Origin of the sequence: Colwellia sp. 1_MG-2023 (assembly GCF_030546755.1) — a bacterium.
Taxonomy (GTDB): Bacteria; Pseudomonadota; Gammaproteobacteria; order Enterobacterales; family Alteromonadaceae; genus Thalassotalea_H.
In genome coordinates this window covers 25,687-40,682 of the sequence record NZ_JAUOPE010000007.1, presented here as the reverse complement: position 1 = coordinate 40,682, position 14,996 = coordinate 25,687, and the positions used below count along the sequence as shown (strand labels likewise).

The window sequence follows — 14,996 nt, the reverse complement described above, 5'->3', positions numbered from 1 at the left end:
AATGAGAATAATGACTGGCTTGATTTTTTGTTTGTTTCTAAGCGTGATAACAAAAGCTGAACAACAAGTAATGCCTGCAATGATGTCTCCTTTAGCTGTCAAATCAATGTTGTTAGATGTTACCAATGTTGATAATAAGTTTATGGTTGCTGTTGGTGAACGCGGCCATATTTTACGGGCGGAAAATTTAAAAGATTGGCAGCAAATGCCGGCCCCAAGTCAAACCACCTTAACAGCTGTTACTTTTGTAAATAGTCAATTAGGTTGGGCTGTTGGTCATGATGGTCTTATCTTACATACCTCAGATGGTGGGTTTACATGGAAAACCCAACAATTTCTTCCCCATCTTCAGAAACCCTTACTTGACGTCGCATTTATTAATGAAAACGAAGGTGTGGCATTAGGTGCCTACGGTTTATTTTTTCGTACTATCGATGGCGGTTTGACCTGGCAACAAGAATTTCATACCTCGTTACTTTCACAAGATGATTTAGATTACCTCGAGGAGTTGAAGCAAGAAGATGAGCAAACCTATTTAGATGAACGGGCTAGTATTCTTCCGCATTTCAACCGTATATTTTTAGATGGCCGTACAACATATTTAGTTGGTGAAGTTGGCTTGATCGCAAAAAGTAATGACTTTGGGAAAAATTGGCAACGATTTGATGATATATACCATGGTTCATTTTTTGATGTTGCTAGAACACAACAAGGCAATTTATTAACCGTAGGTTTGCGTGGCAACAGCTTTAGAAGTTTAACTAACGGTACTCCATGGCAAAAAAGCGAAACATCAGTTACCACATTATTAAATAGCATCGTTTTAGCCAGTGACACTCAATTGTTTTTACTTGGAAATAATGGCGTGTTGTTAGAGAGCAATGACGATGGTAGTACTTATACCAAACATTTACAAAATGATGGCAAAGCCTTATTAGCGGGCACTGTGTTTAATCAACAATTAGTCATCGCTTCAGAAGTCGGTATTAAAGTTTTACAGGTAATAAATTAAATGACAATCAACGCTTTTATTAATCGGTTAGAAATAACCATTTTCAGACATCGACTTTTCGTTTTAGTCTCGTTTATTTTATTAAGCCTATTTTTAGGTTTTCAAGCTTCTCAAATTAAATTGGATGCTTCGTTTACTAAAAATATACCTTTAAATCATGAGTATATGAAAACCTACTTAAAGCATCGAGAAAACTTTGGTGGGGCTAATAATGTACTTATTTCAGTTTGTCATCAAGAAGGTGATATTTTTAACCCTGAATTTTTTACTGCTTTAAAAGGAGTACATGATCAATTATTTTTCATTCCAGGGGTAAATCGAACACAAGTTAAATCTTTATTCTCCCCCAGTACACGTTTTGTTGAAGTCGTTGAAGATGGGTTTGCTGGAGGCCCTGTGGTTCCTGCCGACTTTAAAGCAGATGAACGCGGGCTAAATATTGTAAAAAATAATATTGAAAAAGCAGGTATTGTCGGGCGCATCGTTGCTGATGATTATAGTTGTGCCATGGTCAAAGCCATTTTGATGGAAAATAACCCTAACACGGGTGAAAAACTTGACTCTATTGCCTTGGCATCGGTACTCGAGAATGACGTTAGAAAACCTTTTGAAAAAGGAAATATCACGGTTCATATCATTGGTTTTACAAAAATGGTTGGTGATGTTGCTGAAGGTGCCAAAGGGGTGGTGACATTCTTTGCCGTTGCCATTGGTATTACCTCTATCATGGTGTTTTTATTTTCTCGCTCTATTGCTTTAACCGTTTTACCCATTGCTTGTTCATTAATTGCTGTTATTTGGCAAATGGGGTTATTGTCTAGTTTAGGTTTTGGCTTAGACCCCATGTCTATTCTCGTACCGTTTTTAGTCTTTGCTATTGGTGTTAGCCATGGTGTGCAGATGATCAACGCCATAGGGAAAAAAGTTGCTCAAGGCCTACCAACAAAAGAAGCGGCACAATTTAGTTTTCGTTCCTTAATTATTCCTGGGGGAGCGGCACTATTATCCGATACCGTTGGTTTCATCACTTTATTATCTATCGATATAGGTATTATCCGTGAACTCGCTATAACGGCATCCCTAGGTGTGGCGGTTATAATCTTTACCAATTTATTGTTGTTACCCGTATTAATTTCTTACTTAAATTTAAATAAAACAGAAGAAACGGCTGACAAGCAAACAACTGAAAATAAATCTGAAAAATTTGCTAGCCTTTGGAAGTTCATGGCGAGCTTTACTCAGAAAAGTGTTGCATCGGTCATTTTGGTTATTACCACTATCTTATTCTTACTGGGGTATCATTATTCTCAACAACTCAAAATAGGTGAATTACATGCTGGAGCTCCTGCACTACATGAGGAGTCAAGGTACAATCAAGACACCTTTTTAATCACCAATCGATATGCAATTAGTGTCGATTATATGTCTGTTATTGTTGAAACGACGGCAAATGCATGTACTGATAGTCATGTGCTTAAAACAATGGACGATTTTCAATGGCGCATGGAAAATGTTCAAGGAGTGCAATCGGCAGTAAGCTTACCTTCAGTTATGAAAGTGATAAATGCCGGCTATTATGAAGGGAATTTAAAATGGCGTATTATTTCTCCTAATCAGTTTGCTTTAGCGCAAGCATTATCTAATGTGCCAAGCTCTACAGGTTTGTTAAACAACGAATGTAGTGTGATGCCTATCATTTTATTTTTGAAAGATCACAAGGCAGAAACGATTGATCGAGTCGTTGAGCAAGCTAAACTGAATATCAGCCAGCTAAATAATGACTATTTAACCTTCAAACTTGCTTCAGGGCCGATTGGCGTCATGGGAGCGACCAATGAAGCGGTTGCACAAGCTCAGTTACCTATGATGATCTATGTGTATGCTGCTGTTACTTTATTATGTTTAATTAGCTTTAGAAGTGTGCGAGCGACGATATCGGTTGTTGTACCATTGTTTGTTGTTTCAACGTTAGCTCAATGGTTAATGACAGTACTAGATATTGGTTTAACCGTATCTACATTACCTGTTATCGCTTTAGGCGTTGGTATAGGCGTTGACTATGGTATTTATATCTTATCGACAATGAGTGTGAAACTAAGAGATGGTTTATCGTTAAATGAAGCTTATTTAGAAGCGCTTTATGAACGAGGTAGTGCGGTATTAATTACCGGTATTACATTAGCAATTGGTGTTTCTACGTGGTTCTTTTCTGATTTGAAGTTTCAGGTAGATATGGGCATCTTGCTCACCTTTATGTTTTTGGTGAATATGATCGCAGCGGTTACCGTTTTACCGGCAATTGCGAGTTTTTTATGGAAAGATAAAAATAAATAAAAATTTTTAAATTTGTTTAAAAATGCATAAATAAACAAGAAAATGGCCGAAAGGTCATTTTCTATTTATAACTAGTGAATAAACAATTATTGATACTGACATTTCCTTGCTGAATCTCCCTTTTATAATGGTCTGAGCAGAAAAATAATGCTCGCAATACCTTAAATTTACTAATAAAATTCAATATATAGTCTATCCTGTTAAGCAAAGGTTTAATTTGATAGATATAAACATAAAAATTAATAAATTAAATATTACACAAATTATTGAAGCGTTTTATCCAAAAAGGAAAACGGCATGGCGTTAGTAGACGGTTTACCCTCAGTGATACTATCTAATGTAGTACAATTAATACAACAAAAAGTACCTTCGGAAACAGCTCCTTTAGTAGAGCAGTTCTCTAATCTACTTTATAAAAATATTTCCACTTTAGACTTAGCCCATCGTAATGATAGCGATATGTACGGTGCTACCTTAAGTTTATGGAATTCTCTTAATGATCATCAAGAGAATACTCCCATTATTAAAGTGTTTAACCCTCAAGTTTCAAAACATGGTTGGAAATCAAGCCATACCATTATTGAAGTTATCATTCGTGATATGCCATTTTTAGTTGATTCAATTCGTATTGCGTTGAATCGATTAGGTGTAACACCTCACTTGATGTTAAATAGTCCTATCAAACTTATCAGAGATAAAAACCATAATATCTCTCAATTATCGACTGCTTCAGATAAAAAAATGAAATCAACGTCAATTGAAACAGTGTTTTTTATTGAGATTGATAGACAATCTGAGCAAGAAGTATTAGATAATATTGCCAAAGAACTTCATTCAGTTGTTAGCGATATTGATATTACTGTTAATGACTGGCAAGCCATGCAAAATCGTTTAAGTGAAGTGATCACTGAAACGAAAAAAGCTAAGGTTCCTTGTTCAAAACAAGAGCAGAATGACAGTTTAGGCTTCTTAGAATGGTTACTAGATAATAACTTTACCTTATTAGGCTATCGCTCGTATGATGTTAAAACATTAAGTGGTGATATGGCATTAGCTGCTAACGTTGATTCAAGTCTAGGCCTTATGAAGCGCTCTAGTGGCACAAAAGAGCGTTTGCTTTCTACTTTAAGTCAATCTGCTCGTGAATTAGCGCTGGGTAATAACTTACTTATTTTAACTAAAACCAATTCTCGTTCTCGTGTTCACCGTCCTGCTCATTTGGATTATATCGGTATTAAGCGTTTTGATAACAAAGGAAAGGTGATTGGCGAAGAAAGATTTGTTGGCCTTTTTGGCTCGGCATATTACACCAACAGTGCCTTAGATTTACCTTTGATAAAATCTAAAGTGGAAGGCGTTTGCCATTCATCTGGTTTTGCGGTTGGCACGCACGCCTATAAAACCTTGATTAATATTCTTGAAACTTATCCTCGCGATGAAATTTTACAGTCGAGTACTGAAGAATTGCTGAAAAATGTTTTAGGCATTTTTCAAATGCAAGAACGTGATTATTCAGGACTATTTATTCGCAGAGATGCTTTTAATCGTTTTTATTCTTGTATGGTTTATGTTCCTAGAGAACGATATAACACAGCTTTACGGGTAAAAACTCAAGCGTTATTAAAAGAAGCATTTGGTAGTGATCAAGAAGTTGAATTTACCACTTACTTTTCAGAATCAGCACAAGCAAGAACGCATTATATTGTTCGTGTGAAAACAACAAAAGCAGATATCAACGTGAAAGAAATTGAAAAGAACTTAAACGAAGCCGCGCGTAGTTGGGATGATAAATTAGCAGAAGCCTTAAACTCACACAAAGGCGAAGCTCAAGGTAAAGAATTAAGCCGTAAATACGTGAGCTTTCCACAAGCCTATAAAGATGAAGTTTTACCGGGATCTGCCATTGTTGATATAGAGAAATTAGAGTCGATTTCTAATAGCAACGATCTTGAAATGCTTTTCTATCAACCTCAAGAAGAAAAAGCTGATAGCCGTTTTGTTAAATTAAAACTATTCCATAAAGGTGAACCATTACATTTATCTGATGTGTTACCAATGTTAGAAAACTTTGGTTTACGTGTTATTGGAGAAAGTCCACATTTAGTTCGTACTTTAGAAGGCGAAATGTGCTGGATTTTAGATTTCTCAATGTTACTTACCGGTAATGAGAAATTTAACTTAGAAAAAGTCCAAAATTTATTTCAAGACGCCTTTGCAAAAGTTTGGTCAGGTAAGCTTGAAGACGATGGCTTTAACCGTTTGATTTTAGGTGCTGAGTTAGCCGGTCGTGAAGTTTCAATTTTACGTGCCTTTGCTAAGTATGAGCGTCAAATTGGCGGTACTTTTAGTCAAAATTATATTGAAGACACTTTTGCTCGATACCCGAACATAGCTGAATTGTTAATTAATTTATTTAATTTACGTTTCGATCCTAACGCTAAATCAAGTGAAAAAGCTATAAACAAAATATTAGCTGAAATCGAAAGCTCTTTAGATAATGTTGCCAATTTAGATGATGACAGAATTATTCGCCGTTTTGTAGAAATGATTAATGCGACTATTCGTACTAACTATTTCCAACCACATCCTGAAACCGGTGAGAAATCTTATATTTCATTTAAAATAACACCGTCGTTAATTACAGATGTTCCATTACCGATACCAGCATTTGAGATTTTTGTATATTCTCCACAGGTAGAAGGTGTCCATTTACGTGGCGGTAAAGTTGCTCGTGGCGGATTACGTTGGTCTGACAGACGTGAAGATTTCCGCACAGAAGTACTTGGCTTAGTAAAAGCGCAACAAGTTAAAAATACCGTTATTGTGCCAGTTGGTGCAAAAGGCGGGTTTGTTTGTAAACAATTACCAGAAGGTGATAGAAACGAGATTTTTGAAGCCGGTAAAGAATGTTATAGAACCTTTATTCGAGGTCTGTTAGATATTACGGATAATATCGTCGCTGGCGAAATCGTACCTCCTGAAAATGTAGTGCGATTAGACGAAGATGACCCTTATTTAGTTGTGGCAGCAGATAAAGGCACAGCTACGTTTTCAGATATAGCAAATGGTATTTCTGATGAGTATAACTTTTGGATGGGTGATGCTTTTGCCTCAGGTGGTAGTGTAGGTTACGACCATAAAGGCATGGGGATCACAGCAAAAGGCGCGTGGGAATCGGTGAAGCGCCATTTCCGCGAAATGGACATTGATTGTCAAACGACAGATTTCACCTGTATTGGTATAGGTGATATGGCTGGCGATGTGTTTGGCAATGGTATGTTGTTATCAAAGCATATTCGTTTACAGGCTGCTTTTAACCATTTACATATCTTTATCGATCCTAACCCAGATGCAGCATCTACATATGTTGAGCGGGAAAGGTTGTTTAATTTACCCGGTTGTAGCTGGGAAGATTACGATCAAAGCTTAATTTCTGAGGGTGGTGCGTTATTTAAACGTTCTGCTAAGTCTATTAAATTAACCCCTCAAATTAAGAAAATGTTGGGTACACAAAAGCAAAGTATGTCACCGAATGAGCTGATCCAAGCTTTGTTAATGATGAAGGTTGACTTATTGTGGAATGGCGGAATTGGTACTTACGTTAAATCAAGCAAAGAAAGCCATCTTGAAGTAGGCGATAGAGCAAACGATTCGTTACGTATTAATGGTTCACAGCTACAAGCTAAAATTGTCGGTGAAGGTGGTAATCTTGGTTTGACGCAATTAGGTCGAATTGAGTACGCCATTAAAGGCGGTCGCATTAATACAGATGCCGTGGATAATGCTGGTGGTGTTGATTGTTCAGATAACGAAGTTAACATTAAAATTTTATTAAATGGTTTGGTGCAAAACGGTGACCTAACTGTAAAACAACGTAATAAAATTCTTTATGATATGACCGATGAAGTTTCTGAAATCGTGCTTGATGATTGTTATCGCCAAACTCATTCATTATCTATTACTAACCAACGTGGTGTTAATCAATTAAAAGAACAAACTCGTTTTATTCATGATTTAGAGCGAAGCGGTAAGTTAGACAGAGCATTGGAATTTATACCTAATGATGAAGAACTAGCAGATCGTCTAGCACAAGGAAAAGGACTTACTCGTCCTGAATTATCGGTATTACTTGCTTATAGTAAAATGGTACTAAAAGAAGATTTAGTCTGCCCTGAAATTACTGAGAACCCGTATCACGATAGACTTTTAATTGAAGCTTTTCCAAAGCAGTTGCAAAATAAATACAGTGCAGAAATGCAAGACCATCCATTAAGAGCTGAAATTATCGCCACACAATTAGCCAATAATATTGGCAATGATATGGGCTTTAATTTTGTTAATAGGATGAAAGAAGAAACAGGCGCTTCTGTTTCTGAAATTGCTAATTGTTATGCCATGGCAAGTGCTATTTTTGAAATGTCTGAGGTTTGGAAATCGATTAGTGATTTAGATAATAAAATTTCTACTATGGTACAAACTGAAATGTTATTTCAGTTAAGAAGAACCGTACGACGTGCCACACGTTGGTTCTTACGTCATAGAAATAAAGCTTTAGATATTGCTCAATCGATTAAATATTATAGTTCGACTTTTAAAGTGTTGGCTGAAAACCTTCATGACTTTATGATAGAAAAAGAGGTTGAACAATTAAAACGGGTTGAAACGGATCTGGTAAATGCTGGTGCGCCTAAGAAAGTGGCAAAACGTATATCTCAACTAAGCACTTTATTCTCTGTTATGGATATTGCCGAGTTAACCGATAATGATGGCCGCTCAGTTGAGTTAGTTGCTGATGTTTACTTTAAACTTGGTGCTCGATTGAATTTACATTGGTTCTTAGATCAAATCACTAAACAACCCGTTTCAAATCATTGGCAGGCGCTAGCAAGAGCTTCATTTAGAGAAGAGTTAGATTGGCAGCAACGTTCAATAACGGCCGTTATACTTCGATCTGATCTTAAAGGTAAAAATGTTGATTCTATGTTAGATGATTGGATTAACTGTAATCAAGAACCCCTTGAGCGTTGGAATCATATTCTAGATGATTTCAGAGTGGGGCAAACACATGAGTTTGCTAAGTTTTCAGTTGCACTTAGAGAGTTAATGTTATTAAGTTTAAACTGTGATCCAAGTAAATAAATGATAGAATCCCCGCTTAAGCGGGGATTTTTTTAATATATAATTTAGAGGTGATATGTTTTATTCGGCTATTCGTAAAGTTTTTTTCCAGTTTGACCCAGAAACCATTCATGAATTAACCATTAAGAGCCTGAAAACGACAGGGGCAACTCCTTTAAACTTCCCATATAAGCAAACTATTGCGAGTAAGCCAAAACAAGTGATGGGCATCCATTTCCCTAATCCATGTGGCTTAGCTGCGGGATTAGATAAAAATGGTGAATGTATTCGTGCCTTTGATGATATGGGGTTTGGTTTTATCGAAATTGGTACCGTTACTCCTCGTCCACAACCGGGAAACGATAAGCCAAGAATATTTCGATTACCGGAAGCTGATGCAGTAATCAATCGAATGGGCTTTAATAATAAGGGGGTTGACTACCTAGTTAGCCAAGTACGTAAAGCGAAATTTAAAGGTATTCTGGGTATTAACATTGGTAAAAACAAAGACACCCCCGATGAAAATGCTAAAGATGATTATATTTACTGTATGCGCAAGGTGTATAACTTTGCCACGTATATTACCGTTAATATTTCTTCACCAAACACTCCAGGACTTCGCTCTTTGCAATATGGTGAAGCATTAAATGAATTGTTGTCAGCGTTAAAAGAAGAGCAAACGTCATTAGCGCAACAGTATGATAAATATGTGCCTATTGCCGTTAAAATTGCACCTGATTTAACCGAGCCTGAAATTTTGTCGATTGCTGAATGTTTAATAGCAAATAATATTGATGGTGTGATCGCTACGAATACGACGTTATCGAGAGAGGGTGTAGAAAACCTTGAATTTGGTCAAGAGCAGGGTGGTTTAAGTGGTCAGCCAGTCAAAGATAAAAGCACTGAAGTCATCAAGTTTTTAGCGAAAGCTCTTGATGATAAACTTCCTATTATTGGTGTTGGTGGTATTGCTAGCGGTGCTGATGCTAAAGAGAAAGTAGCGGCTGGTGCCGCATTAGTGCAAATATATACTGGCTTTATTTATCAAGGCCCTGAACTTATTAAAGATATTGTTAGAGCATTATAAATTTACTTTTGATCACATAAATGATTAAAGTCAAAACCTTACATTAACTGACTAAACTATTAAAAATGAAGGAAAAAGCTGTATGAACCCTATTATTGAAACGTTGAAAGAATTGAATATTAGTGATGAAAAAATTGCTGAAGTTTTTCAAGCTTTAACGGAAAACCCGATCACGGCAATGGGGACGATTCAATCGTTAGGTATTCCATCTGATAAATTACAAGCGTTAATGATGATGTTAATGACCAACCCTGATTTGATCAAAGAGGCGGTTGATGAGTTAGGGCTCGATTTTTCAAAAGTCGAGCAAGCGAAAGCAAAATTAAAAGAAAGCCAAAGCTAAAGTTAAAACTAAGTTATCAAGCTCATTAAATTGGAAATATGAACTATTAAGAAACAAGCTAAGGCTGATTATTAGTGTTAGCTTGTTTATTACTATCAATATGACTGTTTGTATCAGCTTTGTCCTTTGGTGATACTTTTTCGTCATCAAACAAAATACTCAATCCTTGTTTTTCTAGATCTTCAAATTGATCGGTTTTGACCGCCCAAAAAAATAAATAAATCCCTATCGCTGTTAATAAAACGGCAATGGGGATCAAAACATAAATAATACTCATAAATTTTAATCCTTCACTTTTAAAAGACGAAGTGAATTGGTTATCACTAGTATTGAGCTTAATGACATTCCAATAACTGCCATATAAGGGGTAATATTGCCAGAAACGGCTAAAGGTAATACGATGGCATTATAGCCGAAAGCCCAACCATAGTTTTGCCAAATAATGTGTTTAGTTTTATTAGCAATTCTTTTTAATGTATAAACTGATGATAAATTATTGTTCAGTAATATAACATCAGCACCGCTTTTCGCGATATCTGTACCTCCTCCCATAGCAATTGAGACATGCGCTGCACCAAACACTGGCGTATCATTAATGCCATCTCCCACCATGGCAACGGTATGATTATTTTGTAATTGTTTGATTTTATCCATTTTATCGGTTGCCGTTAATTGGCTATAAACACGATCAAGCTTGACGATAGCTTGTGCTTTTTCACAACCTGCTTGATGATCACCAGAAAACATACAGGTTTTTATATTAGCTTGACGTAACTGCTCGATAAGTAGTGGAGCTTGCTTTCTAACCTTATCTTTTAGATAAAACGCAGCCGCTAGCTTTCCATCAATTGAAAGTAAGCATTGTGCGTCGTTATATTGCTGACAATTTATTATTTCACTCTCATTGGTAAGTTTAGTTGGTTGAAGAAACCAGGAAGGTTTACCAATCGAAATACTTAAACCATTTACGCTGCCAATGACCCCTATACCGGCTAATATTTCAATATTTTGAGCAAGATCGTTAAAATCCCTATAAGGACTAAAAGCTTTTGCTATTGGATGCTCTGAATGTGCTTCGAGAATTGCAGCATAAGCTAAAAGAGACTCTTGGGAGTAAGTTTTATCAATAACAATTAACTTATCTATGGTGAAGTCACCAGACGTTAACGTGCCAGTTTTATCAAAGGCAATTAAGTCAACCGCTGGGATAGTTTCCATTACGTGAGATGATTTAATCATAATACCAGAGCGGTTTAATCGTGTAGTTGCACAAGTTAAAGCTGTTGGTGTTGCTAATGAAAGCGCACAAGGGCAGGTAGCCACAAGCACCGAAAGGGTGATCCAAAAGGCTTCTTCTGGTAAATGTTGTTGCCAAAACCAAGCAGTAGCTATAGCTGTGAGTAAAATTACCGCGACAAAATATTGCGCGATTTTATCTGAAAGTTTGGCTAGTTTAGGCTTATGAGCTTGTGAGGCTTCACTAATTCGGATCAGTTGACTAAGAAATGAGTGTTGTCCAGCTTTTTTCACTTCTATTATAAGGTTGCCATCACCATTAATAGTACCGGCAAAAACAGACTCTCCTTTTTGTTTTGATACGGGTAACTGCTCACCTGATAACATTGCCTCATTAAGTTGACTTTCGCCTGATATTATTACGCCATCGGCAGGAACGGTTTCACCTGGTTTAATAATAACGTTATCACCAATTAACAGCTTACGAGCGATAATAAATTCTTCTTTGTTTCCGTTAACTCGTAGTGCGGTCATTGGCATTAATTTTAACAGGTTTGAAGATACTTCAGCTGCTCTGTTTCTCGCTCTAAATTCTAAAAACTTGCCGATTAATAATAAAAAAGTAAACATAGCTACCGATTCAAAATAGACTTCACCACTTTGATTGATTGTTGCCCAACTACTCGCTAAAAAGGCTAAAATAATAGCGATAGAAACAGGAACATCCATCGATAATCGTTTTGCTTTTAACGCGTTTATCGCGCCAATATAAAAAGGAAATGCACCATAACTGATAATTGGTAATGTGAGAAAGAGGCTGCTGTAACGCAGGTATACATGGTTAAGCTCTGACATGCCCGAAAAAGCGCCAAAATATAAACCTACTGCAATCATCATTACTTGCATCATCAATATGCCAGAAATGCCGAGACGTTTGATAAAAGCTTTACTTTGTTTTTGATTCGCTTTTTCGACATTGCTTGCTTTGAATGGTAAAGCTTTATAACCAATCTTATCTATGGCTATTAGTATTTCACTAAGTTTAAGTTGGCTGTCTTGCCATGTTATGGTGGCTCGCTGTGTCGTTGCATTAACATTGATAGTGATTAATCCATTGAGCTTACTGAGCTGCATTTCAATAAGCCAAGCACATGCGGCACAACTGATTCCTTCAATGGTTAATATTGTTGTTATATTTTTCCCATCATTGTAAGCAAATTCATCTTGTAAACTTTTATCGTCTAATAACGTAGTGCGTTTTAATTGTTCAGGAACTAAGCTGTCGCTTTTAGTGCCGGGTTCAGTGCGAAAGCGGTAATAATCAGTCAGTGAATTATCCACTATCGTTTGAGCCACTGCTGAACAACCGATACAGCACATTGGTTGTTCAGTACCATCAATACAAACTGACAATGAAATCCCTTTTGGAATGATTTCATCACAATGAAAACAAGAAGTGGCCATGTTGTTTAATTAGCTTCGATAGATTTCGGTAAAATATCAATAAAATTTGATTGAGGAAGTGTAATCGTATTTTGAATTTTCCAATGATTTTCAAAAGGGCTGATCGTGATTCGCCATTTACCTGATATGTCTTGATCAATGATTTGTCTAAACATACCAGAAGCATCAGCAGTCATTGCAAAATAGAAATCTTTCTCCTGTTGGGTAGGGTGATAAAAGTTGACATTTAATAATGGAAACTCTTTATCTATACCCGTTGGCTTTATCACTAATTCGTTGTTATCAAATTTCAGAGCAAAAGCCATTCCTAGTTTTTGCGCATGTTTGATTTTAGTTAATTCTAAATTAATGGCTTTGCCTTTTTTATAATAATCTCCAACGACTAACGGATCAGGATCTGTATTAGCGATTATTAATGTTGTAATACCGGCAATGACCGCCGATAACGGGAGAAAAAAAACTAACCATGCCCAAGGTTCTTTATACCAAGACGTTTTCATGTATTTACTTATTACCTTAAAAAAGAAGAGGTATTATACGGACTTTGTTTATGAGTGACCAATAAAAAAGCCTTAGTGATTTCACTAAGGCTTTTCAACATTGTTAGCGACTTTTAGTTTTGCGAAAGGCTATATACATAAGCACTGATCACATGAACTTTTTGTTCGCCTAAAATATCTTGCCATGCAGGCATAACCCCAGCACGACCATGACGAATCGATTGCTCAATCACACGTTGAGAACCGCCATATAACCAAATGTTATCGGTTAAATTTGGTGCTCCTAATGGCAATCCCATCGCGGTACTGCCCGTACCATCTACACCGTGACATCCTGCACACATCGCAAATTTTTCTTGTCCCGCTTTAGCTGATTCAGCATTTACTTCACGGCCACTTAAACTCATCACATAAGCCGCGACATCTTTAACGCCTTGCTCTCCACCTAACATAGTTTCCCAGCCAATCATGCCTTGTGCTTTACGACCATGCATGATGCTCGCTTTTATCGCTTCAGGAGAACCACCATATAACCAATCTTTATCAGCAAGGTTAGGGAAGCCCGTTGTACCGTGAGCATCTGAGCCATGACACTGCGAACAGTTTTGAATAAACAAACGTTGGCCGACTTTTAATGCTTCAGCGTCTGTCGCTAAATCTTCAATGTTTCTGGACGCGAATGCTTTAAAGATTGGACCAAACTTAGCATCTGCTGCTTTTACTTCCATATCATATTGCACGATAAGGTTGTTTTCTTTAGCAAAATCAGCTTTAGCACGAGATTCCTCTAAATTTAGAATCCCTTGATTTGAACTTGTCCAACCAAATAGTCCCTGCCAATTGCCTAACCCCGGGTACATCAGTAAATAACCAAAGCCCCAAACAATTGTTATTAAGAAGAAGGTACTCCACCATTTTGGTAGCGGATTATTTAATTCTTCTATCCCGTCGAAGGCATGTCCTGTTGGCTCTCCTTCTTCAACGTCAGCAAAGTTCTTTAAACACATACGTAATAATAGGTAACACCCAATTAATGTACCAAGTGAAAGAACGGTTATCCAAATACTCCAGAAGCTAGACATTATTAGTTTCCTGTTTGTTTATTTCTTCTTTGTGATCATCTTCAAAAATAGAGTTAGCCGCTTTATCAAACGAAGATTTTCGTTTTTTACTGTACGACCAGAACACAATGATGATAAAAAGTGCCAATATAATGAGTGCAATTACGCCTCTAAGCGTGCCGTAATCCATGATTATTTCAACGCATGACCAAGCGATTGCAAGTAAGCTATCAAAGCCTGCATTTCGGTTTTACCTTTTACATCAGCTTTAGCGTTAGCAATGTCTTTAGCCGAATATAAAGGAATAGGATTACCTTGCTCATCTTTATGCGAGCGATTTCGAGTTAAAAAATTAAAGGTTTCTAATTTTTTACCGGTTAATTCGCCATCAAGTTTATTTACATCTAACCATTTAAAAGAAGGCATGTTTGATTCGGGCACTACTGAACGAGGGTCTATTAAATGAGCTCGATGCCAATCATCGCTATAACGACCGCCAACGCGAGCTAAGTCAGGCCCTGTTCTTTTTGATCCCCATAAAAAAGGATGTTCCCAGACCGTTTCACCGGCAACTGAGTAATGTCCATACCGTTCTGTTTCTGCGCGGAAAGGGCGGATCATTTGACTATGACAAACGTTACAACCTTCACGAATATAGATATCTCGACCTTCCATTTCTAAGGCCGTATACGGACGTAAATTATCAACCGGTGTTGTTGTTGCTTTTTGGAAAAACAATGGGGTAATTTCAACTAATCCCCCAACACTGATTGCTAAAATAGTAAAAATAAAGAATAAGCCTACATTTTTTTCGACTTTTTCATGTTTATTGGTCATGTTT

At 36.9% G+C, this 14,996-nt stretch carries 11 protein-coding genes; 5 read left to right on the top strand and 6 right to left on the bottom strand.

Annotation, left to right across the window (positions count from 1 at the left end):
* Window position 1 precedes the first annotated feature (1 nt).
* The 5 genes from Q4493_RS09645 (at window position 2) to Q4493_RS09625 (ending at window position 9,894) form a co-directional block, all read left to right on the top strand.
* Complete coding sequence (locus Q4493_RS09645) at window positions 2-1,012, top strand: YCF48-related protein (protein ID WP_303451994.1); 1,011 nt, start codon at window positions 2-4, stop codon at window positions 1,010-1,012.
* Entirely contained in the window at window positions 1,013-3,346 is a 2,334-nt protein-coding gene (locus Q4493_RS09640) for an RND family transporter (RefSeq protein ID WP_303451992.1), read from the top strand.
* 297 nt (window positions 3,347-3,643) lie between these two features.
* Window positions 3,644-8,485 (top strand): NAD-glutamate dehydrogenase, encoded by a 4,842-nt coding sequence (locus tag Q4493_RS09635; protein ID WP_303451990.1) that lies wholly within the window; start codon window positions 3,644-3,646, stop codon window positions 8,483-8,485.
* Between the two features lie 55 nt (window positions 8,486-8,540).
* Window positions 8,541-9,551, top strand: a complete 1,011-nt coding sequence (pyrD, locus tag Q4493_RS09630) for a quinone-dependent dihydroorotate dehydrogenase (protein ID WP_303451987.1) — start codon at window positions 8,541-8,543, stop codon at window positions 9,549-9,551.
* Between the two features lie 82 nt (window positions 9,552-9,633).
* Entirely contained in the window at window positions 9,634-9,894 is a 261-nt protein-coding gene (locus Q4493_RS09625) for a DUF2999 family protein (RefSeq protein ID WP_303451985.1), read from the top strand.
* A 58-nt stretch (window positions 9,895-9,952) separates the two neighbouring features.
* Here Q4493_RS09625 and ccoS read toward each other — a convergent pair whose 3' ends face one another.
* The 6 genes from ccoS to ccoO all read right to left on the bottom strand — a co-directional run bounded on the left by ccoS (window position 9,953) and on the right by ccoO (window position 14,992).
* Window positions 9,953-10,171, bottom strand: coding sequence for a cbb3-type cytochrome oxidase assembly protein CcoS (gene ccoS, locus Q4493_RS09620; RefSeq protein WP_303451983.1), 219 nt, complete (start codon window positions 10,169-10,171; stop codon window positions 9,953-9,955).
* 5 nt (window positions 10,172-10,176) lie between these two features.
* Window positions 10,177-12,594 carry a heavy metal translocating P-type ATPase gene (locus Q4493_RS09615; protein ID WP_303451981.1) on the bottom strand — a complete coding sequence of 806 codons (2,418 nt, stop codon included), beginning with the start codon at window positions 12,592-12,594 and terminating at the stop codon, window positions 10,177-10,179.
* A gap of 5 nt (window positions 12,595-12,599) precedes the next feature.
* Window positions 12,600-13,094 (bottom strand): FixH family protein, encoded by a 495-nt coding sequence (locus Q4493_RS09610; protein ID WP_303451980.1) that lies wholly within the window; start codon window positions 13,092-13,094, stop codon window positions 12,600-12,602.
* 113 nt (window positions 13,095-13,207) lie between these two features.
* Complete coding sequence (gene ccoP / locus Q4493_RS09605; protein ID WP_303451978.1) at window positions 13,208-14,176, bottom strand: cytochrome-c oxidase, cbb3-type subunit III; 969 nt, start codon at window positions 14,174-14,176, stop codon at window positions 13,208-13,210.
* Window positions 14,169-14,345: a cbb3-type cytochrome c oxidase subunit 3 gene (locus tag Q4493_RS09600; RefSeq protein ID WP_303451976.1), complete on the bottom strand. Its 177-nt coding sequence runs from the start codon at window positions 14,343-14,345 to the stop codon at window positions 14,169-14,171. The genes ccoP and Q4493_RS09600 overlap by 8 nt, the downstream gene beginning before the upstream one ends.
* Window positions 14,346-14,347: 2 nt before the next feature.
* Window positions 14,348-14,992, bottom strand: a complete 645-nt coding sequence (gene ccoO, locus Q4493_RS09595) for a cytochrome-c oxidase, cbb3-type subunit II (RefSeq protein WP_303451974.1) — start codon at window positions 14,990-14,992, stop codon at window positions 14,348-14,350.
* Window positions 14,993-14,996: the final 4 nt, after the last annotated feature.